This window comes from Sporosarcina sp. So3-204, assembly GCF_058068165.1.
On the sequence record NZ_CM176485.1, the window covers coordinates 3,304,618 to 3,324,939 of the forward strand.

At 39.9% G+C, this 20,322-nt stretch carries 19 protein-coding genes, 1 tRNA gene, 2 rRNA genes and 2 pseudogenes; 3 read left to right on the plus strand and 21 right to left on the minus strand.

Annotated features, from left to right (window positions below):
• Nucleotides 1-80 precede the first annotated feature (80 nt).
• A complete protein-coding gene (locus AC3RV6_RS16245) occupies nt 81-821 on the plus strand; it encodes a LytR/AlgR family response regulator transcription factor (RefSeq protein ID WP_489747007.1) in 741 nt (246 codons plus the stop codon).
• 141 nt (nt 822-962) lie between these two features.
• Here the strand turns inward: AC3RV6_RS16245 and AC3RV6_RS16250 are convergent.
• The 11 genes and pseudogenes from AC3RV6_RS16250 to groES form a co-directional block, all read right to left on the minus strand.
• A pseudogene (locus tag AC3RV6_RS16250) lies at nt 963-2,098 on the minus strand (IS3 family transposase).
• A gap of 306 nt (nt 2,099-2,404) precedes the next feature.
• A complete protein-coding gene (locus AC3RV6_RS16255; protein ID WP_489747008.1) occupies nt 2,405-2,803 on the minus strand; it encodes a transposase in 399 nt (132 codons plus the stop codon).
• Between the two features lie 332 nt (nt 2,804-3,135).
• Nucleotides 3,136-3,303 (minus strand): hypothetical protein, encoded by a 168-nt coding sequence (locus AC3RV6_RS16260; RefSeq protein ID WP_489747009.1) that lies wholly within the window; start codon nt 3,301-3,303, stop codon nt 3,136-3,138.
• 36 nt (nt 3,304-3,339) lie between these two features.
• Nucleotides 3,340-4,719 carry a ribonuclease YeeF family protein gene (locus tag AC3RV6_RS16265; RefSeq protein WP_489747010.1) on the minus strand — a complete coding sequence of 460 codons (1,380 nt, stop codon included), beginning with the start codon at nt 4,717-4,719 and terminating at the stop codon, nt 3,340-3,342.
• Nucleotides 4,716-5,018, minus strand: coding sequence for a YwqI/YxiC family protein (locus tag AC3RV6_RS16270; RefSeq protein WP_489747011.1), 303 nt, complete (start codon nt 5,016-5,018; stop codon nt 4,716-4,718). The genes AC3RV6_RS16265 and AC3RV6_RS16270 overlap by 4 nt, the downstream gene beginning before the upstream one ends.
• Before the next feature lie 23 nt (nt 5,019-5,041).
• The gene (locus AC3RV6_RS16275; RefSeq protein WP_489747012.1) at nt 5,042-5,401 is read right to left on the minus strand and encodes a YwqH-like family protein; all 360 of its coding nucleotides are present in this window, start codon (nt 5,399-5,401) and stop codon (nt 5,042-5,044) included.
• Between the two features lie 264 nt (nt 5,402-5,665).
• A complete protein-coding gene (locus AC3RV6_RS16280; RefSeq protein WP_489747013.1) occupies nt 5,666-5,890 on the minus strand; it encodes a hypothetical protein in 225 nt (74 codons plus the stop codon).
• A gap of 66 nt (nt 5,891-5,956) precedes the next feature.
• Nucleotides 5,957-6,076: pseudogene (locus AC3RV6_RS16285) on the minus strand (ubiquitin); the annotation flags it as partial.
• A 75-nt stretch (nt 6,077-6,151) separates the two neighbouring features.
• Nucleotides 6,152-6,445: a WXG100 family type VII secretion target gene (locus AC3RV6_RS16290; protein WP_489747014.1), complete on the minus strand. Its 294-nt coding sequence runs from the start codon at nt 6,443-6,445 to the stop codon at nt 6,152-6,154.
• A gap of 580 nt (nt 6,446-7,025) precedes the next feature.
• Nucleotides 7,026-8,663 (minus strand): chaperonin GroEL, encoded by a 1,638-nt coding sequence (gene groL / locus AC3RV6_RS16295; RefSeq protein ID WP_489747015.1) that lies wholly within the window; start codon nt 8,661-8,663, stop codon nt 7,026-7,028.
• 51 nt (nt 8,664-8,714) lie between these two features.
• A complete protein-coding gene (groES, locus tag AC3RV6_RS16300) occupies nt 8,715-8,999 on the minus strand; it encodes a co-chaperone GroES (protein WP_489747016.1) in 285 nt (94 codons plus the stop codon).
• Nucleotides 9,000-9,253: 254 nt separating this feature from the next.
• Here groES and AC3RV6_RS16305 point away from each other — a divergent pair, with 254 nt between their 5' ends.
• Nucleotides 9,254-9,988, plus strand: coding sequence for a CPBP family intramembrane glutamic endopeptidase (locus AC3RV6_RS16305; RefSeq protein ID WP_489747017.1), 735 nt, complete (start codon nt 9,254-9,256; stop codon nt 9,986-9,988).
• Between the two features lie 37 nt (nt 9,989-10,025).
• On the opposite strand, the gene tatC is transcribed toward AC3RV6_RS16305, so the two are convergent.
• The 3 genes from tatC to AC3RV6_RS16320 all read right to left on the minus strand — a co-directional run bounded on the left by tatC (nt 10,026) and on the right by AC3RV6_RS16320 (nt 11,740).
• The gene (tatC, locus tag AC3RV6_RS16310) at nt 10,026-10,784 is read right to left on the minus strand and encodes a twin-arginine translocase subunit TatC (RefSeq protein WP_489747018.1); all 759 of its coding nucleotides are present in this window, start codon (nt 10,782-10,784) and stop codon (nt 10,026-10,028) included.
• Nucleotides 10,785-10,801: 17 nt separating this feature from the next.
• Nucleotides 10,802-10,996, minus strand: coding sequence for a twin-arginine translocase TatA/TatE family subunit (tatA, locus tag AC3RV6_RS16315; protein ID WP_489747019.1), 195 nt, complete (start codon nt 10,994-10,996; stop codon nt 10,802-10,804).
• A 99-nt stretch (nt 10,997-11,095) separates the two neighbouring features.
• Entirely contained in the window at nt 11,096-11,740 is a 645-nt protein-coding gene (locus AC3RV6_RS16320) for a redox-sensing transcriptional repressor Rex (protein WP_489747020.1), read from the minus strand.
• A 123-nt stretch (nt 11,741-11,863) separates the two neighbouring features.
• On the opposite strand from AC3RV6_RS16320, the gene AC3RV6_RS16325 reads away from it, so the two are divergent.
• The gene (locus AC3RV6_RS16325; RefSeq protein WP_489747021.1) at nt 11,864-13,792 is read left to right on the plus strand and encodes an ABC-F family ATP-binding cassette domain-containing protein; all 1,929 of its coding nucleotides are present in this window, start codon (nt 11,864-11,866) and stop codon (nt 13,790-13,792) included.
• Between the two features lie 344 nt (nt 13,793-14,136).
• Here AC3RV6_RS16325 and tsaD read toward each other — a convergent pair whose 3' ends face one another.
• From tsaD to AC3RV6_RS16360, 7 genes are all read right to left on the minus strand, one after another.
• A complete protein-coding gene (gene tsaD, locus AC3RV6_RS16330) occupies nt 14,137-15,159 on the minus strand; it encodes a tRNA (adenosine(37)-N6)-threonylcarbamoyltransferase complex transferase subunit TsaD (protein WP_489747022.1) in 1,023 nt (340 codons plus the stop codon).
• Nucleotides 15,156-15,608 carry a ribosomal protein S18-alanine N-acetyltransferase gene (gene rimI, locus AC3RV6_RS16335; RefSeq protein ID WP_489747023.1) on the minus strand — a complete coding sequence of 151 codons (453 nt, stop codon included), beginning with the start codon at nt 15,606-15,608 and terminating at the stop codon, nt 15,156-15,158. Before rimI ends, tsaD begins: the two co-directional genes overlap by 4 nt.
• Entirely contained in the window at nt 15,605-16,309 is a 705-nt protein-coding gene (tsaB, locus tag AC3RV6_RS16340; protein ID WP_489747024.1) for a tRNA (adenosine(37)-N6)-threonylcarbamoyltransferase complex dimerization subunit type 1 TsaB, read from the minus strand. The genes rimI and tsaB overlap by 4 nt, the downstream gene beginning before the upstream one ends.
• Entirely contained in the window at nt 16,306-16,755 is a 450-nt protein-coding gene (gene tsaE / locus AC3RV6_RS16345; RefSeq protein ID WP_489749291.1) for a tRNA (adenosine(37)-N6)-threonylcarbamoyltransferase complex ATPase subunit type 1 TsaE, read from the minus strand. The genes tsaB and tsaE overlap by 4 nt, the downstream gene beginning before the upstream one ends.
• 179 nt (nt 16,756-16,934) lie before the next feature.
• Nucleotides 16,935-17,007 (minus strand) — tRNA-Asp (locus AC3RV6_RS16350).
• A 116-nt stretch (nt 17,008-17,123) separates the two neighbouring features.
• Nucleotides 17,124-17,239: ribosomal RNA gene (gene rrf / locus AC3RV6_RS16355) — 5S ribosomal RNA — on the minus strand.
• Between the two features lie 95 nt (nt 17,240-17,334).
• A 23S ribosomal RNA gene (locus AC3RV6_RS16360) occupies nt 17,335-20,290 on the minus strand.
• Nucleotides 20,291-20,322: the final 32 nt, after the last annotated feature.

Sequence of the window (20,322 nt, forward strand, 5' to 3'; positions counted from 1 at the left end):
GTAAGGTAATTTAATACATTCTACCCGACATTTTGAGCATCCACTCATACATTAATTTCTGAAGGGAGGATGGAAACGCTATGCAAATTAACGCGTTAATCGTAGATGATGACCAAAATTCTATTGACACTTTAACAGGGTACTTACAATCCTTTTCTTTTATAAACGTTATTGGCATAGTAAATAGTGGAAAAGGTGCCATTGCATTTTTACAGGAACACGAAGTCGAGTTACTGTTTTTAGATATTGAAATGGATGGTATGACAGGAATCGAACTTGCAAACCACGTGCAACCACTATATCCATCGGCTTCCATCATCTTCATCACAGGACATGCAGGCTTTGCTTTAAAAGGATACGAATCCCATCCTGTTGACTTTTTAACTAAACCCATCGACGTCTTACGGCTAGAAATAGCATTAAACAGGGTGAAAGAAATCAAGCAACCTTCGTCAAGTCCACAAAAAGAACAGAAAATCGGCATGAAAACTGCAAACGGCATTCAAATTATTAGCATAAATGATGTTTTATACGTCGAAAAAAAAGGAAGAATTCTTTCTATCATTTGCAAAAACAACAATTCTATTGTTTCCAGCGACACAATGAAAAATCTTGAAGTCATCTTTGAACCTTTCGAATTTTACCGACCCCATCAATCCTTTTTAGTACCGATCCACCAAATTAAGGCAATTTATCCTGATCCCTTCTCAAGATCCTATTCCGTTGACTTAATCGACACCGACTCCAAGTTGCCACTTAGCAGAAACAGATATCCAGAGCTAAAGGGATTGCTGGAGAAGAAGGGAATACCGATTTATTGAGGGTGGTTTGTGTGGTGCCCCCTGTTAAATTCATAGAACCAATTTCTAACTACTATCCATCTAACTGTAAGAGAGTAGTAGTAGTAGTAGTTAATTGAAACACAAAAAAGGCCTCTCACCAATTGGTATGTCAACACTAAATCAAACAATTTTATTAAGGGCTGAATTTTTATAAGTAACCCCACTTAGGTAGCCCAACGTGCTGTGCGAACGGATATTATTGTACCAATTGACATAATCGAAAAGTTCAAGAGACAGCTGTTCAAGGGTTTGTTAGTGCGTTCCGTTGATTAATTCTGTTTTTAGAATCTTAAAAGTTGCCTCTGCGATCACATTATCATAAGGGTTCCCCTTATGATAATGTGATCTTTTGATTTTGTAACCACTTAATAATTCATCAATCCCTACGTTTTTAAACTAAGAACCGCGATCTGTATGAAACAAGTTCACATTCCCTAATGGGGATTTAACCTAATCAAAGGCATGTTGGACTAGAGCTGCGTCTTTTTGTGCTCCGACGCTCCACCCGACAATTTCACGATTGTATAAATTAATTAAGAAGCACACGCAACTACAGCGGTGTCTTACTTTCACGTAAGTTAAGTCGCTTACTAATACGGATATTTCTTTGCCCACTTCGAATTCTAGATTTAGAACGTTACTAACGGATTCTTCGTTTGGTCTTGTCGTCATTGGTTTATAAGACGGTTTAGCGTATTTTGATTGAATGCCAAGTTCACCCATCAATCTTTCAATTCGACGTCTGGAGATTGTAAAGTCTTCATTCTATTTATCTAGTTCTATTTTTAGTTTCCGTGTGCAATAAACTTTAAAGTTGTTTTTAAAAATTACATTAATTTTTTCTTTTAGTATTCGTTCTTCTCCAATCTTTCGCTGTTCTTTTTGAGCCGATATTTCAGTATCGTAATAAAAGGTGCAGCGTGCTATTTGTAAGACTTTACACACTGCTGATACAGAATATTTGTGTCGGTTCTGTTGAATCACATCTATCTTCGTCCCATAATCAGCACTGCTTGCTTTAGAATATCTACTTCCATTTCTAGCTGTTTATTTCGCTTACGTAGGATAACCAATTCCTGCTCTTCTGGAGGTTTATTATCTTTCTCTTTGAAAGAACCAGACTGCCTGAATTGTGTAATCTACCTATCTACTGCAGATGCTGTTAATTCATATTCTCGAATAATATCTTGTCGACTATGACTGGCTAAAGTAAGTGGAAATAAATAGTCCGGTTCACCATTGATTTTCTGTTCCAGGCTGACGCGTTCTGCGGGGTGGGCGGTAAGCCGCATCGGATCGCTTCGCTCCCGGCTGGGTCTTACCTGTCCCCGGGACGAATTTGAACTACATTCGTCCTACCCGCCAGAGTCGCCGTTAAGAGCAGAAAGATATAGTTCAATCTTTCTTGCTTGCACGCCAATCAACTAGAATAGCTTAAAACCTAGAGCCGTTAGGCTTCAAAGCAGATTTATCCTGCATTGGAGTAGAAGGGTTTTTGATGTGTGTTAATAATTTTCGAATCAATTGCTTTCAGCTTAAAGTGAATATGAATCCGCTTTTTTCTAATTCAAGAAATTTCTATAGCCGTAAGCAACACGGTTTAAAACCTTGATTTGAGTATTAATGCCTTCAATTCGACCATTAGTATAAGGATAAATAAAGCTGTTTTCGATAAACGGAAGCTGTTTTCTTACTGTCTTTAAACTTGTTCTCATATAGGTTGAAATGAGTGCTGTCGCGGGTTTCGCTAAACAGGCATTGATTGACTTGAAATCACGCGTAGACATCGCTTGTAACAACACTTGATAAAGAGTGTAATTATCCTTTAAAACAGGACTGTAGACTAACAGTTCTTCTACGATACTACTTTCTAGTCGCTGCCCAAACAGCGTATAATAGTTGGATTCTGTACTCGATCGATTAGATGCATTTGTAAGTAACAGGTGCCAGTAACGCTTCAATTGGCGATCCTATTTCATGTCTTCGTGATTCATGACTTGTATGTGCCATTGATTCATCGAACGATTAATCAATTGAACTAAGTGGAGCGAATGCGACCGAGGAGACTTACCACCCGCCCCGTGTAACCCGTCCGCTGGGAACGGAAATAGAGCATGTAGAAGGTAGTATTTGTAGTTCACTATCACTATATAAGAAAAAGACGTTAGCGAAATTCCATCCTCTACTCTGTTAAAAAGAGTAGTGGATTTTCTTTCACCCACGTCATTTATTGTACAACCTTTTATTATGGATGCATCCAGTTTCTATTTAGTAAGCATGAATTGACATTTCATTATCTTAATATCGGAAAAAAGTAATCCAATGCCAACACAATAACTACAATGACAATAATTTCAATGGCTGTGCCTAACACAGTCGGTTTTTTTTTCTCTTTTTCCCACATGTAATTTTTCACGATGATAAAAACTGTAAAAAGAATGATGATTTGTATCGGTCCCATTCCGTACCTCCTTTACTAATGCACCCTACTCACAAATTAGTTCACTTCCCATTTATGCGGAGTGACCTCGCCTTTTGGGCTGATCTCGAAACGGACCCTTTTTGGCCATTTATCGCCGTCTTCACTTATATAGAGAATCACTGTTTTTGAACCTACAGCTGGAACCGGGGTACCAATGAGTTCACCCCAAACAGGAATCCTTTTCTGAATTTCATATGAACCAATTGTTTTCGTCCCTGAGCCTACATGTGGAGATTTCTTATTTATGGCGTCCGCAGCTTTATTGGCGCCAGGGATTTTACCAAGTACTTTGAAAATCCCACCCGTTCCAATTAGATTGGCTGTCGTTTGGGCTACTTTACCCGAGAAGTAGTTGAACTGCCCCTGCTCAGCTCCCTGTGTATAATAATGTAAACTTGGGTTATCTTTAAAAACCATGAAATTACCGTCCTTAACAGTGTAATGTACGTCGTAGCCGTATAAATTAATCTTATCCGGCTTCACACCCAAGTCTTGATAATTGATTGCGCTACCTGTACTAACAACATGATTGCCGTCATTGCTTTGCCATGATATATTTCCATTAGCCAGCTCTTCCAAAGGTTTATCAACGGAACTGATTCTCTCTTTTGCAGTTGTGGTACCCGCTTCCTTTTTCATGCTCTTCAGATCCTCCAGATTAACGTAGCCATTTCCGAATTCTTTCTGCTCACCGCTCGACAACGTACTACCTCCAGGTGATAACCGATGTTCTGTAACAATCTGTAAAGGTGTCGTTGGAGCATATTTTGCCCACATGTCTGCTGGGAAAGATACATCTGTCAAATTTCCCTGCATCAAAGACTGGATATCCATTATCCAGAGCTCCATTGTTATCAAGTCTGATTCTACGCTAGTTAAAGCGTTTGTTTGAGAAGAATCAAACATATTTACATCAGCAACGGTGCCATCCAGGTCTTTTTGTGCAGATTTCACCCCTCGTTGTACATCTTCGTCATTTAGTAGTGGAAGGGAAACAATATCAGAAACTTTACCCATAATGACATTAGCTTCATCGGTTAGGCTTTCCGTCAATTTCGCAATCTTTATAAGTTCGGATCCCACTTCACCTTCCAAAAAGCTGATTTGGATATATCCATCCGGATTCGGTTCGAGTGTATCAAGTGCAGATTTCATTTGTGTAAGAACACTATTGAAGTTGCTTCTAAATAAAGACAGAAATTGGAGGAATGGTAAATGGCATTCGTTATAAAACGTTCTAATTGCATTTCCTCCCTTCCCTTTCAGTGACTCATCCATAACAACCAGTTTCTCGATAGAAGATTCGATATTTTTAGTATCTGTTTGGAGACGATCCAGTAATTCTATATTGTTTTTAATTCCTTCTATAAATGTACTGACATTCACTATTTTCATTTCATTGCACTTCCCCTTCCAGTTGCAGCGGCGCCGACACCAGTGGCAACTTTCTCATCCGATTCACGGATAAATTGAACAGATTGTTCAGTCGTTTGAATATTACTGATCAATATTTTCTGATAACTTGCCAAAATTGTTTCTAACTGCGTGGACAACTCTGTCAGTTTGGTAACAACATCCAATGTATTTCCTGTAATAGGGGGAGCTGCTTTTGGATTTATCGCCTCAGTAGTCCCTTGCATTTCAGCTAATTGATTTTCTACATCTGCATAAATGACCTTAATTTCTGTTGACATCCATATTCCTCCCGTCCATAAGATTATTGAATCGCATTAGAATTCCGTGCCTCGATTTCAGCAAGTAATCTGTCAATTATTTGTTGAATGGATACAATTTCAGCGTTTAACTCTGTGATTTTCGCAGTAATTGCTTTAAAGACATTTGCAAATTGTTCCCCTGCAATCTCTAGATATGGAGAATGAATACCCGAATTCCGAATGTCCTCAAAATCGTTAGCATGTTTTCCGTGCCATGTCGTTGTTGTCAATTCTGGATTCAAGCATTTCCACGTATTATTAGTAAACTCGCTTTGGTTCGTTTGCAATTCGCTCTGACATGCATTTAACTGTTCCACATCTTTTTGTTTTTTTGCTTTCAAGGCATAGTAGTAAAAAAGCATTATCGAACCCTCCATTTCCTTTCATCATTAGGAGATACTTGAACGAATTTAGGTATGAAAAAAAAGAACATTACAACCATACTGAGTATAATTAAACGCAGAAAAATGAGCGTCCTTATATTATTTCCGTTCGGGGAGCCATATGAACATGAACATTACAATTACCGTAATCACGGTCTTTACTTTCATACGTTTACTCCATCACGAAAGTTTCAATTTCCTGATTTCGATTTAAAAAGTAGATATTTGTTAACATAGTAATGGTCACGGTTGCGGTACTAATGATTCCCCATATAAATAAAGTTTCAGGCTCATATTTAATAGAAGTTCTTTCTTAATCTTTGGTTCCAAATCTTTTAAAAAAGATAAAACAGCAATACTTTTAAGACCAATTCGTTCTTTTTGAAATACGAGTGTAACTCTATTCTCTTCGCTATTTAATTCTGCATCTACTAAACCTTTCAAATAGGTTATCATTTTTTTAGACATTTAGATTTCCCCTTTAGACGATTTCAAGTCTGTCTCCTGTCGTGACCCCACAAACTTCTAACGTAAGATGCCCTGGGCTTGCCAAGCGATATCAATTAACTTTTTCATTGAATGATAATTGGAATGCCTAAGATCGAATATATCTCCATTGTAATTTGTTAAGTCCACTGTAACTTCTATGTACATTTCATTCACCTCATTAGGAAGAAGCGTCTTCTTCTAGAGAAAAAGACGCTCCTGAACTCTTTTGTATTGATTGGATTAGCCACGAATTTGACTGGCAACTTGCTGATCTGCATCCTGTAATGATTCGCCTGCACGATTCAACTGGATCCCCACTTCGTTTAACAATTCTCTCATTTCATTGAAATGTGGCTTAAGACGTTCATATTGTTCAGCAAATGCTGCACTTGATGCACCTTCCCACATTGACTGCAATTCACCAATCATGCCGTCTAAACGGCCAATCTGTGATGCAACTTCGCCTGATTCATGATTATAGCGGTTTGCCATTGCTGATAGCTCTGCGGGTGTTACACGAATAATTCCTGACATTAAAAACATCTCCATTTCATTTATAGTATTTATAAAATAACTGATTGAAACGAGGGTTTACTATTCACCATTCCAATTCAGGTATTTCCTGTAATTCAAAAGACTTTTTATTAGTCCATTTAATGTAAGCATAGTTTTGAATTGATTGTCAAAAAAAATCATTATTAGACTATAAACGACTGGGTATATAGACACTACGCCTTATGGTGTTATCCAAGATTATCCATAATAAATCGTTTAGACGATATTCAGTTAAACTATTCCTTATAAGTAATTCATTACATAAATATCTTAAATGAAATCAGAACCGGTACCTTAGGACTGTTTTTTTTGAATAAACCAGAATTATTGAATTCATGAATCGTGAACTGAAAATATTTATTAAATTCGAATGAATAAATACTGAATATTACTTCATATCATTCATGATAAATAAAAAAATACGAAAATAAAGATAGTCATTTTTCAACTTTTCAAATAACCCCTAAGAGCTATTTCCAAGTAGTAAAAACCTCTATAAAAAAACGCCAACCTTAAATTACAAGGTTGACGCTGTAAAATATCTTTTAGACAGTATGGCTTACATCATGCCGCCCATTCCACCCATACCGCCCATATCAGGCATTCCACCCATGCCGCCTTCTTCTTTAACGCTAGCAATTACAGCTTCAGTCGTTAAGAACATAGCTGCAACAGATGCTGCGTTTTGAAGTGCGTAACGTGTAACTTTAGTTGGATCCACGATACCTGCTTCAATCATGTTAACCCATGTGCCTTCAGCTGCATCAAAACCGATACCGATTTCTTCACGCTTAAGACGATCTACAACGATTGATCCTTCAAGACCAGCGTTGTTAGCGATTTGACGAACTGGCTCTTCAAGTGCACGAAGTACAATGCGAATACCAGTAGCAACGTCGCCCTTAGTAGATTCTAGTAAAGTTTCTACTTGCTTATAAACGTTTACAAGTGCAGTACCGCCACCAGAAACAATACCTTCTTCTACAGCTGCACGTGTTGAGTTCAAAGCATCTTCAATACGAAGTTTGCGTTCTTTAAGTTCAGTTTCAGTAGCTGCACCGACTTGAATGACAGCAACGCCGCCTGAAAGTTTAGCAAGACGCTCTTGAAGTTTTTCTTTATCAAATTCAGAAGTTGTTTCTTCAAGTTGCGTACGAATCTGATTAACACGACCTTGGATTTGTACTGAATTTCCAGCACCTTCAACAATTGTCGTATTATCTTTAGTAACAACAACCTTCGTTGCGCTACCCAATTGCGTAATGTCAGTTGCTTTAAGATCTAAACCGATATCTTCAGTGATAAGTTCTCCACCTGTAAGAATCGCAATATCTTCAAGCATTGCTTTACGACGGTCACCAAATCCTGGTGCTTTAACCGCTACAGCATTAAACGTACCGCGAAGTTTGTTTACAACTAGTGTAGCTAGTGCTTCACCTTCAACGTCTTCAGCGATCATTAGTAGTGGCTTTCCTTCTTGAACAACTTGCTCAAGTACAGGTAGGATTTCCTGGATATTAGTAATCTTTTTATCTGTAATTAAGATGTAAGGGTTGTCCAATACAGCTTCCATTTTGTCCGTATCAGTAGCCATATAAGCTGACGCGTATCCACGGTCAAATTGCATACCTTCTACAACGTCGAGTTCAGTTGTGAATCCTTTTGACTCTTCAATTGTAATAACACCATCGTTACCAACGCGCTCCATTGCTTCAGCGATTAGTTTCCCAACTTCTTCGTCACCTGATGAAATAGCAGCAACTTGTGCAATTTCTTCTTTTTCTTCAATTGACTTAGAAATGCTTTCTAATCCAGCAACAGCAGTTGATACAGCTAGCTCAATACCTTTACGGATTCCAACTGGGTTTGCACCTGCTGTAACGTTTTTCAAACCTTCACTGATCATTGCTTGAGCAAGAACAGTGGCAGTCGTTGTTCCGTCACCTGCGATATCATTCGTTTTTGAAGCTACTTCGGCAACTAGTTTCGCACCCATATTTTCAAACTTATCTGCAAGTTCGATATCACGAGCAATTGTTACACCGTCGTTCGTAATTAGTGGTGAGCCAAATGCCTTTTCCAGAACTACGTTACGTCCTTTTGGTCCAAGTGTTACTTTAACTGTATTTGCAAGTGCATCTACTCCACGTAACATTGCGCTTCGTGCATCTTCATTAAATTTAATTTCTTTAGCCATTTATAAGTTCCCTCCTGAAATTTCACGTTTTTATTTTCATATAACCTTTAATTAGCCGATAATCGCTAAAACGTCGCTTTCACGTAGGATTAAGTATTCATTACCTTCGTATTTTACTTCTGTTCCAGAATACTTTGAGAAAAGGATGCGATCGCCTTCTTTAACTTCAAGCTCAACACGCTGGCCATTGTCAAGAACACGTCCAGTACCTGAAGCGATTACTTTACCCTCCTGCGGTTTCTCTTGTGCAGAGTCTGGTAATACAATGCCGCTTGATGTTTTTACTTCAGCCTCAACTAGCTCAATTACGATACGGTCACCTAATGGTTTCAACAAGTAAAACAACCTCCTCAAATTTAATAAATCATTTTTTAGCACTCATCCATATGGAGTGCTAACACATTTCTAATGATAGTAAACATTTGCTTAATTTGCAAGTAAAGCACTCATATTTTGTTCTCTTTGCTTATCTTCTCTAAAACAGATAAAATAACATCATCCATATAGCAAAAGTACAAATCTAAACGTCATAAGTATTCACATGCGAAAAGACTTACAGTTTCACTTAGTTATAGGAAAGGATGGAAAACTTGAAAAACTGGAAAATCTCTATTTATCTCATTATGACATATATCGTTATGCATATATGCAGTATTATTTTCGCCAAACCCTTTATTCAATTTTTCACCGGAGATGCAAATTTAACATTAGAAGAAGCAAAGTACCACGGTGTTGCATGGGCATTATTCAGTGTGAATCTGGTTGCGGCAATAATTTTTATTATTTTAATCTTAAAAAACAAAAAGTTTTTAAACGTTTTCAAAGGAAAAGAGTATTCATATGGTAAAACAATTTTATGGGGTGTCATTGGCTTTTTCTTAGCATTACTTGGTCAAGTAATTGCTGCCAACATAGAGATTTGGTTCGGCATAGAGGCTGGTTCTGATAATACGGCAATGCTCTCTGATATCGCCAGGGTTTCACCTATTATTATTTTGTCCATGGTCATTTTCGCACCACTACTGGAGGAAATCATTTTCAGACGGGTTCTTTTTGGTGGGTTATATCAAAAAACAAACTTCTTCATTGCGGCAATAATTAGCGCTATTGTATTCGCTGCAGTTCATGGTGAGCTTGAACATTTACTAGTTTATATGGCACCAGCTCTCGTTTTCTCATTCATTTATTATAAAACAAAGAGATTGTTAGCACCTATAATTGCCCATCTCTTAATGAATGGTTTTGTTGTTATTATTCAACTTAATATCGAAAAGTTAGAGCAGTTCCAGAAATTAAACGAAGCATTCTTCAACTTATTTCAATAAAAAAATTCTTCCACCCTTTATCGGATGGAAGAATTTTTTATTGTTCTTCAACTTCATCAATTTGACGCTGTTGCTCCGCCTTCAAATACTTTCGATATCCAACACGGGATATGACAATACTAATCTCATAAAGGATAAACAGCGGAACTGTCACAAATAAATGTGACACAATATCTGGCGGTGTTATAAAGGCTGCGATAACAAATAAACCAAAATACGCATACTTTCTAAACTTTACTAGTAACGTGGGATTCAATATACCCAACCTCGTTAGAAACAAAAGAACAACAGGTAATTGAAACACCACAGCAAATGGAATCGTTAACTGAAATAGAAAGCTAAAGTACTCGTTAATACCGATTGTTTGTATAATCCCCAAGTCATCTGATAAGTTCATCATAAATTTCATTACATAAGGGAGTAAAACAAAATAAGAAAACGAGATGCCGCCTATTGAAAGTAAAAACGTAAATGGAATATAACTAAGTGTCGCTCGACGCTCTTTTTCATGAAGCCCTGGTGAAATGAATGACCAAAACTGATACATAATAACCGGTGAAATAATAATGACCGCAATAAAGATGATGACTTTCAAGTAAATCATAATTGGATCGACAACATTAAATGCATTTAATGAAATATTTCTAACTTCACCGTCAATCTGAAGAAATTGAATTAGCGGCTTAGCCAGAAAGAAACTACCAAGTACTGCAATAACAAAGAAAACGACGATAACAAACAGCCGCTTTCTAAATTCATCTATATGTTCAATGATTGTTAAATTCTTTTCATTCATCGGACTAACACCCTTACTTACTTCACTTCTTCTTTCTTATCTTCTATCTTCTTCACAGTAGTATCATCGTCATCTTCGACGAGACCCTTTGTAGCGCTTTTAAATTCGCGCAATGAAGAACCAAATGCTTTTCCGATTTCAGGCAACTTCTTCGGACCGAATACAAGTAACGCAATAATCGCGATAATAATTAGACTCATTGGACCTGGCATAATCGGACACCTCCCTATTAGAAGAATTGAAATTCAATCTTCTGTATGATTATATTTTACATGAAAACTGTTGTTTTAGCTATGAATGAACGTTTGTAATTATGAATATTTTACGTCATTTTTCATGTAATAAATAAGCGTTTGTAATTCCACTGACAAGTCAATTGTGTGTACGCGAATCGTATCTGGAACCGACAATCTAACTGGTGTAAAATTAAGAATACCTTTAATCCCCAAATCAACCAAACCATCCGTAACTTCTTGAGCACTATGAGCTGGCACCGTTAGAATAACTAATTCAATTCCGTACTCTTTAATCTTTTCTTGAATCAAGTCCGGATGGAAAACTGCTATTCCACTCGTTAACTTTCCTTCTATAGGTGCTTTCGGATCGAATGCAAGTACAATACGTGTATTGTGGTTTTTATGAAAGTTATATTTTAAAAAAGCACTACCGAGACTACCAACGCCTATTAACGCAACGTCCGTCTCTTCATCTTGGTCAAGTGTGTTGCGGAAAAAGTCTACAAGATAATCGACATCATAGCCATATCCCTTTCGACCAAGCGCACCAAAATTAGAAAAATCCCTTCGAATCGTTGCCGCATCTATTTTCATTACTTCGCTTAATTCGCTTGAGGATACACGCTTCTTCCCGGCAGCAGCAAAGTTTTGAAGAAATCTATAATAAAGTGGCAGTCTTTTTGACGTCGCCTGTGAAATTTTAGGTGTTTCTTCAATCATAATACCCCTCCAGCGTGCTTCTAAAATCGTTTCTATCGTACCGTAAAAGCTTATTATTGTAAAGCTGACTATTGCGAGCAGATTGCAGTTATAATAGACTATATAAGAATAGAGGTGTTCTATGTGATTGTATTACAAGTAAATGGATTAACTAAATCATTTTCGGGAACGACCATATTGGATAATGTACAACTTGAAGTTCACCAAAGAGACCGTGTTGCTCTTGTCGGTCGAAATGGTGCTGGGAAATCTACCTTATTAAAAATAATAGCAGGTGAAGATACTTCAGACTCTGGTGACTTAATTATCCCCAAAGACATCAAAGTTGGCTATCTAGAACAGCATTCGGGTATTGATTCAGCACTCACAATTTGGGATGAAATGATGACAGTTTTCGAACCCCTTCGTGCAATGGAAAAACGAATTCGCTCACTTGAAGAACAGATGGCTGACGCTAAGGTCTATTCGGATCCAGATGAGTTTGCTCGTGTTTCATCCGAGTACGATGAACTTCAAACTGAATTCAAAGATGCAAAAGGGTATCAATATGAATCTGACACACGTTCTATCTTGCACGGTATGCGATTCTATCCTGAGGATTATGACAAATCCGTGAATCTACTGTCTGGTGGTCAAAAAACAAGGCTTGCCCTTGCGAAAATGCTACTGCGTAATCCAGATTTACTCATTCTCGATGAACCGACCAACCATCTAGATATAGAAACGCTTGGCTGGCTTGAAAAGTATCTCACGGGCTATGAAGGAGCACTACTTATTGTTTCACATGACCGCTATTTTCTAGATGAAATTGTAAATGTTGTTTATGAAGTTTCAAGAAGAAAAGTAACAAAGTATGTCGGAAACTATTCGACTTATCTTAATGAAAAAGCGAAAAACTATGAGCGTGATATGAAACTGTTTGAACGTGAATCTAGTGAAAAAGCGAATCTTGAAGACTTTGTTCAACGGAATATAGCAAGGGCATCTACTTCTAAAATGGCGCAAAGTAGGCGCAAAGTGTTGGAAAAAACAGAGTGGATGGATTCCCCTGATGGCGACGAGAAGTCAGCTAATTTTAGATTTACAATTGATAAGCAAAGCGGCAACGACGTTCTGGCAATTGATAAGCTCGCCATTGGTTATTCCGACAAGCCTGTATCAGAAAACCTTGATATGCGCGTGTATAAAGGCGATCGTATTGCGTTAATTGGACCAAACGGTGTTGGAAAGTCTACTTTGTTAAAGACAATCTTTAAGATACAAAAACCACTGGGCGGAGAAATTCGCTACGGTACAAATGTCCAATTCGGATACTATGATCAAGAACAAGCAACACTAATGGGGACAAGCACTGTCTTAGAAGAACTTTGGAGTGACTGGCCGACTATGAACGAAAAGGATGTACGCGGTATTTTAGGGCGCTTCCTATTTACAGGCGATGATGCTGGAAAATCCGTTACTTCATTATCCGGAGGAGAAAAAGCACGACTTTCCCTTGCTAAATTAATGCTACAAAAATCGAATACACTTATTCTAGATGAGCCAACAAACCATTTAGATTTGGATAGTAAAGAAGTACTTGAAAATGGATTAGATGACTTCCCAGGAACAATAATGTTCGTTTCGCATGATAGGTACTTCATTAACCGAATAGCAACAAAGGTAATTGATATCTCAGCAAACGGCGCCGTAGAATATCTTGGTGATTATGATTACTTTATTGACAAAAAGCAAGAGCAAGCCGAGCTTCTAGCAGACAAAAATGCTGCACTTGCTAATAAAACACAAACCAAAGAAATTGTACTGGATGATGATAAAGAGTTAAAAAAACAGAAGAGAAGACTAACTCGGGCAATCACAGAAATCGAATTAGAAATTGCAAATCTAGATAAAAATATTTCGCAACTTCAAACCGAACTTGAACACCCCGATTTCTCAGACGACCATCTAAAATTAATGGAAATCCAAGCTAATATAGATAGTCTCCAAACGGAGCATGATATATCAGCTGAAAAATGGCTTATCTTACTAGAAGAACTCGAAACTTTATAATTTGAAAAGCGCTACCCTAGGACTCATTTATGGGAAGCGCTTATTCATTTTGTTGTCGAATACTGTCACTCCAGATGAATCCTTTTCCACAACCTTATACACAGGCCAAATGTTATTAAAACAACATATCAACATAGTTATGCACATAGTCCACAGAAAACAATTTACTTGCTAACAAAGTTATCCTAAAACCAACGTGTTTATCACTACACCGATGCTTTCTATCCACATGTTATGCACAAATTGTTAATAAGTACGAATGTTCCTCTTGACAAATGAAAACTAACCACAATCAAAAAAACACGGAAATTGTCTGAATACGACAAATTCCGTGTTTTTATTAATTAACTATTCCATGACTCTAGTTCCATGCCCGGTCTTCCATTCATCTCAAGTGTACCTCGAACACCATATGAGTACATTGATGATCCCGCAGCGGCTATCATTGCTGCATTATCAGTACAAAGTGAAATTGTCGGTACGAAAAATGGAATAGATTCGTTCTTAAATACCTCATCAAGCGAATCGCGCAATTGTCTATTTGCTGACACACCACCTGCAGCAATAACTTGATTTACGCCAAACTCTTTCGCGGCTTTCAATGCTTTTGTCGTTAGCACATCAACTACGCTATTTTGAAAACCAGCAGCAACTTGCGCTTTGTTTATTTTCTCACCGCGCTGTTCGATATTATGTTTATAATTAATAACCGAAGATTTTAGACCACTAAAACTGAAATCATATGAACCCGCTTCAAGCCAAGCTCTTGGGAATACAACTTCCTCTTCACTGCCCGAAGCTAATCTATCCACTTCTGGTCCACCTGGATAAGGTAAGCCTAGAACCCGAGCAACTTTATCATATGCCTCACCAGCAGCATCATCACGCGTTTCACCTATAAGTTTAAACGAACCATGCTTCTCCATTAAAACGAGCTCAGTATGGCCGCCTGACACGATAAGCGCAAGTAGCGGAAATGTCATTCTTTGCATTAATTCATTTGCATAAATATGACCTGCGATATGATGAACGCCTATTATCGGTAACCCATTGGCAAATGCAAATGCTTTTGCTGCATTGACACCTATTAATAATGCACCAACAAGTCCAGGCCCCTCTGTAACAGCAACGGCATCAAGATCCTTTGGCTCTAACATTGCTTCTTTCAAAGCCTCTTCAATAACAATTGTAATTTGTTCTACATGATGACGTGAAGCAATCTCTGGAACAACGCCACCAAATCTTTTTTGACTGTCAATCTGGGAAGCAACAACATTTGAAACAATTTCAATTCCATTTTTCACAATTGATGCCGCAGTTTCATCACAACTTGTCTCAATTCCCAATATATATATATCTTTTTTCATTTAAACTCCACCCACATGACGAGCGCATCTTCATGGTCGTCCGTATAATATTTTTTTCGAATGCCGCCATCTTGAAACCCTAGTTTACGGTAAAGACTTTGAGCAGGTTCATTACTTACCCTGACTTCTAGCGTCATCAATGTAACACCCATCTCATCGCTAAAAGTAATCGCCCGTCTCATTAGTCCCTCACCAATACCTCTCCCCCGTAATTCCTTGCGAACTGCAACATTCGTAATTTGACATTCATCAAGCACAATCCACATTCCGCAATGCCCAATTATTCTATCTCCATCTAAAGCAACAATATAATGAGCATAATCATTACCATTCATCTCGTGTTCAAAAATCTCTTCAGTCCATGGCGTACCAAATGATTCTTTCTCAATTTCTACAACTGATAAGATATCCTTTTCCATCATTTCTCTGTACTCAATTACAGTTTTCACTCGCTACCCTTCCCTTTCGCATTAAGCCAGTTTGCCTCTGCTTCAGCAATGCGTCTATATTCCGGGACGAACGCATGAACACTTTGATGTTCTTCCGTTTTCTCAGCTATATAAATTAAAGATGATGCACGCGGAAGATTATACTGAAAAGGTGCTATAACAACCCGTTCCCCAAGTTTATTAAGCAATGTATCTTTGTGCATATGGGTATCCTTCCCAATAAACAGTACAGCATCATCATACTTTTGAAGACCTTTAATTAGTTCATCCATTGAATAGTGCCCATCTTCAAGTATTGAAAATAGTTCTCCATTTGTATACTGATAAGCTCCTGAATAAACATTAAATCTTCTAGCATCTACAATTGGACAGATTAATCCATTAAAAAATATTCCATTAGAAGCAATCACTTTCAAACTAGAAACACCAACTAGCGGTACATTAAGCGTCCAAGCTAGTGTCTTAGCAATTGTAACACCGATTCGAACACCTGTATAAGAGCCAGGACCCTCTGATACCGCAATGGAATCAATTTCTTTCGGTGTAATTCCTACCTTTTCCATCATCTCAGCAATTGCCGGCATCGCACGTAGCGAATGGTTAATTGCGATTGAAGCCGTCTCTTCAATAAGTAAGACTCCATCCTTTACAATTGCGACGGACAACGGTGTATTAGCTGTATCTATTCCAAGCCAAATCATAAATAAATCCCCTCACAAATCTTTTCGTATCGTTCCCCTAGCGGTGTTACTTTAATCTGCCGTGTATTATCACCTTTATGAATCAACTGAATCTCTAAACGTTCTTTAGGCAAATCATCTTCTATTAAGTGAGCCCATTCAATAACAGATATTGCATCTCCGTAGAACAACTCGTCCCATCCAAGATCTTCATCACTTCCAGCTAATCTATACACATCAAGGTGATTAAATAGATATTTACCCTCATACTGCTTCAAAATTGTAAACGTTGGACTACTAACCGTTCGTGTAACTCCAAGGGCTTTAGCAAGTGCTTGTGTAAATGTGGTTTTTCCAGCACCTAAATCCCCTTCAAGTGTAATTACATCTGGAGGCGTGAGCAGTTCTGCCAATTTTATCGCAAATAATTGTGTTTCTTCTATAGAATACACATTAAATTCTTTCATCATTTTCATATTCCTCTCTGCAAAAATGAAACTTCTGTTGCAGCCTCACTTATTCAGCTATATATTAATAGTGCCAATCTCTAGTTGTATTGTCAACTTCAGTTTCCTATTATTTTTAAACAACAAAAAAACCGATTTAGGAAATGACTCCTCAATCGGTTTTTTATAAAGTTAAATGACGGTCCCGACGGGAATCGAACCCGCGATCTCCTGCGTGACAGGCAGGCATGTTAACCGCTACACCACGGGACCATAGTATGTAAAAGAGAAATAAAATTTAAATATGTCTCTTTACTTTTGACAATGCAATGTAGATGAACAATTTTGAGTCCTCTTTACCTACATATAAATGTCAAAATAATATACAAGCATGGCAACGTCCTACTCTTGCAGGGTTAAACCCCCAACTACCATCGGCGCTGAAGAGCTTAACTACCGTGTTCGAGATGGGAACGGGTGTGACCTCTTCGCTATCGCCACCATACTTATATTGAAAGAATTTAATTGTTCTTTCAAAACTGAATAAAACAGATAATCTACACAAATCAGGGGAATCAGCCCACTTGCTTCTTACGTTATTTGGTTAAGTCCTCGATCAATTAGTATCCGTCAGCTACATACGTCGCCGTACTTACACCCCGGACCTATCAACCTCATCATCTCTGAGGGATCTTACTTACTTGCGTAATGGGAAATCTCATCTCGAGGGGGGCTTCATGCTTAGATGCTTTCAGCATTTATCCCGTCCACACGTAGCTACCCAGCTATGCCTTTGGCAAGACAACTGGTACACCAGCGGTGTGTCCATCCCGGTCCTCTCGTACTAAGGACAGCTCCTCTCAAATTTCCTGCGCCCGCGACGGATAGGGACCGAACTGTCTCACGACGTTCTGAACCCAGCTCGCGTACCGCTTTAATGGGCGAACAGCCCAACCCTTGGGACCGACTACAGCCCCAGGATGCGATGAGCCGACATCGAGGTGCCAAACCTCCCCGTCGATGTGGACTCTTGGGGGAGATAAGCCTGTTATCCCCGGGGTAGCTTTTATCCGTTGAGCGATGGCCCTTCCATGCGGAACCACCGGATCACTAAGCCCGTCTTTCGACCCTGCTCGACTTGTAGGTCTCGCAGTTAAGCTCCCTTATGCCTTTGCACTCTGCGAATGATGTCCAACCATTCTGAGGGAACCTTTGGGCGCCTCCGTTACTCTTTAGGAGGCGACCGCCCCAGTCAAACTGTCCACCTGACACTGTCTCCTGCCCCGATAAGGGGCATGGGTTAGAAGTCCAATACAATCAGGGTAGTATCCCACCAACGCCTCCTCCGAAGCTAGCGCTCCGGATTCTAAGGCTCCTACCTATCCTGTACAGATTGCATCAGAATTCAATATCAGGTTACAGTAAAGCTCCACGGGGTCTTTCCGTCCTGTCGCGGGTAACCTGCATCTTCACAGGTACTATAATTTCACCGAGTCTCTCGTTGAGACAGTGCCCAGATCGTTACGCCTTTCGTGCGGGTCGGAACTTACCCGACAAGGAATTTCGCTACCTTAGGACCGTTATAGTTACGGCCGCCGTTTACTGGGGCTTCGGTTCAAAGCTTCGCTTGCGCTAACCTCTTCCCTTAACCTTCCAGCACCGGGCAGGCGTCAGCCCCTATACATCACCTTGCGGTTTTGCAGAGACCTGTGTTTTTGCTAAACAGTCGCCTGGGCCTATTCACTGCGGCTCTCTCGGGCTTTAACACCCTACCAGAGCACCCCTTCTCCCGAAGTTACGGGGTCATTTTGCCGAGTTCCTTAACGAGAGTTCTCTCGATCACCTTAGGATTCTCTCCTCGCCTACCTGTGTCGGTTTGCGGTACGGGCACCTCCCGCCTCGTTAGAGGCTTTTCTTGGCAGTGTGAAATCAGGGACTCCAGGGAATAATTCCCCTCGCCATCACAGCTCAATGTTATAGAAATGGGATTTGCCTCATTTCACACCTCACTGCTTAGACGCGCATAACCAACAGCGCGCTCACCCTATCCTACTGCGTCCCCCCATTACTCAAACGGCGGGGAGGTGGTACAGGAATATCAACCTGTTATCCATCGTCTACGCCTTTCGGCCTCAACTTAGGTCCCGACTAACCCTGAGCGGACGAGCCTTCCTCAGGAAACCTTGGGCATTCGGTGGAAGGGATTCTCACCCTTCTTTCGCTACTCATACCGGCATTCTCACTTCTAGGCGCTCCACTAGTCCTTACGGTCTAACTTCGACGCCCCTAGAACGCTCTCCTACCACTCACATCTAAGATGTAAGTCCACAGTTTCGGTGCTCTGTTTAGCCCCGGTACATTTTCGGCGCAGCGCCACTCGACCAGTGAGCTATTACGCACTCTTTAAATGATGGCTGCTTCTAAGCCAACATCCTGGTTGTCTGGGCAACGCCACATCCTTTTCCACTTAACAGAGACTTTGGGACCTTAACTGGTGGTCTGGGTTGTTTCCCTCTCGACTATGAATCTTATCACCCACAGTCTGACTCCCAAACATAAATCATCGGCATTCGGAGTTTGTCTGAATTCGGTAACCCGGGATGGGCCCCTAGTCCAAACAGTGCTCTACCTCCGAGATTCTAAAGTTTGAGGCTAGCCCTAAAGCTATTTCGGAGAGAACCAGCTATCTCCAGGTTCGATTGGAATTTCACCGCTACCCACACCTCATCCCCGCATTTTTCAACATACGTGGGTTCGGGCCTCCAGTAAGTATTACCTTACCTTCACCCTGGACATGGGTAGATCACCTGGTTTCGGGTCTACGACCTCATACTAATTCGCCCTATTAAGACTCGCTTTCGCTGCGGCTCCGCATTCTCTGCTTAACCTTGCATGAAATCAGTAACTCGCCGGTTCATTCTACAAAAGGCACGCCATCACCCGTGACTCTCCCGAAGGAAAGTCAACAAGGGCTCTGACTACTTGTAGGCACACGGTTTCAGGATCTATTTCACTCCCCTTCCGGGGTGCTTTTCACCTTTCCCTCACGGTACTGGTTCACTATCGGTCACTAGGAAGTATTTAGCCTTGGGAGATGGTCCTCCCGGATTCCGACGGAATTTCACGTGTTCCGCCGTACTCAGGATACATGCTGGAGAGAATGAACTTTCGACTACGGGGCTATTACCCGCTACGGCGGACCTTTCCAGGTCGCTTCGCCTAATCCATTCCTTTGTAACTCCGTATAGCATGTCCTACAACCCCAGGAAGCAAGCTTCCTGGTTTGGGCTGTTCCCTTTTCGCTCGCCGCTACTCAGGGAATCGATTTTTCTTTCTCTTCCTCCGGGTACTTAGATGTTTCAGTTCTCCGGGTTTGTCTCGATTACGCTATGTATTCACGTAAACGTACTACTCCATTACGAGCAGTGGGTTTCCCCATTCGGAAATCTTCGGATCAAAGCTCACTTACAGCTCCCCGAAGCATATCGGTGTTAGTGCCGTCCTTCATAGACTCCTAGTGCCAAGGCATCCACCGTGCGCCCTTTCTAACTTAACCAAAAAATAGGTCTTATCGTCGCATTGCGTCGC

What these genes read in the sequence shown, in the direction of transcription:
- AC3RV6_RS16265 (WP_489747010.1), bottom strand. Translation starts at nt 4,719, where the DNA reads ATGAAAATAGTGAATGTCAGTACATTTATAGAAGGAATTAAAAACAAT.
- AC3RV6_RS16280 (WP_489747013.1), bottom strand. Translation starts at nt 5,890, where the DNA reads ATGTCTAAAAAAATGATAACCTATTTGAAAGGTTTAGTAGATGCAGAA.
- groL (WP_489747015.1), bottom strand. Translation starts at nt 8,663, where the DNA reads ATGGCTAAAGAAATTAAATTTAATGAAGATGCACGAAGCGCAATGTTA.
- AC3RV6_RS16260 (WP_489747009.1), bottom strand. Translation starts at nt 3,303, where the DNA reads ATGGGACCGATACAAATCATCATTCTTTTTACAGTTTTTATCATCGTG.
- AC3RV6_RS16320 (WP_489747020.1), bottom strand. Translation starts at nt 11,740, where the DNA reads ATGATTGAAGAAACACCTAAAATTTCACAGGCGACGTCAAAAAGACTG.
- tatC (WP_489747018.1), bottom strand. Translation starts at nt 10,784, where the DNA reads ATGAATGAAAAGAATTTAACAATCATTGAACATATAGATGAATTTAGA.
- tsaE (WP_489749291.1), bottom strand. Translation starts at nt 16,755, where the DNA reads ATGAAAGAATTTAATGTGTATTCTATAGAAGAAACACAATTATTTGCG.
- AC3RV6_RS16245 (WP_489747007.1), top strand. Translation starts at nt 81, where the DNA reads ATGCAAATTAACGCGTTAATCGTAGATGATGACCAAAATTCTATTGAC.
- AC3RV6_RS16270 (WP_489747011.1), bottom strand. Translation starts at nt 5,018, where the DNA reads ATGTCAACAGAAATTAAGGTCATTTATGCAGATGTAGAAAATCAATTA.
- AC3RV6_RS16275 (WP_489747012.1), bottom strand. Translation starts at nt 5,401, where the DNA reads ATGCTTTTTTACTACTATGCCTTGAAAGCAAAAAAACAAAAAGATGTG.
- tsaD (WP_489747022.1), bottom strand. Translation starts at nt 15,159, where the DNA reads ATGAAAAAAGATATATATATATTGGGAATTGAGACAAGTTGTGATGAA.
- tatA (WP_489747019.1), bottom strand. Translation starts at nt 10,996, where the DNA reads ATGCCAGGTCCAATGAGTCTAATTATTATCGCGATTATTGCGTTACTT.
- tsaB (WP_489747024.1), bottom strand. Translation starts at nt 16,309, where the DNA reads ATGATTTGGCTTGGAATAGATACAGCTAATACACCGTTGTCCGTCGCA.
- AC3RV6_RS16290 (WP_489747014.1), bottom strand. Translation starts at nt 6,445, where the DNA reads ATGTCAGGAATTATTCGTGTAACACCCGCAGAGCTATCAGCAATGGCA.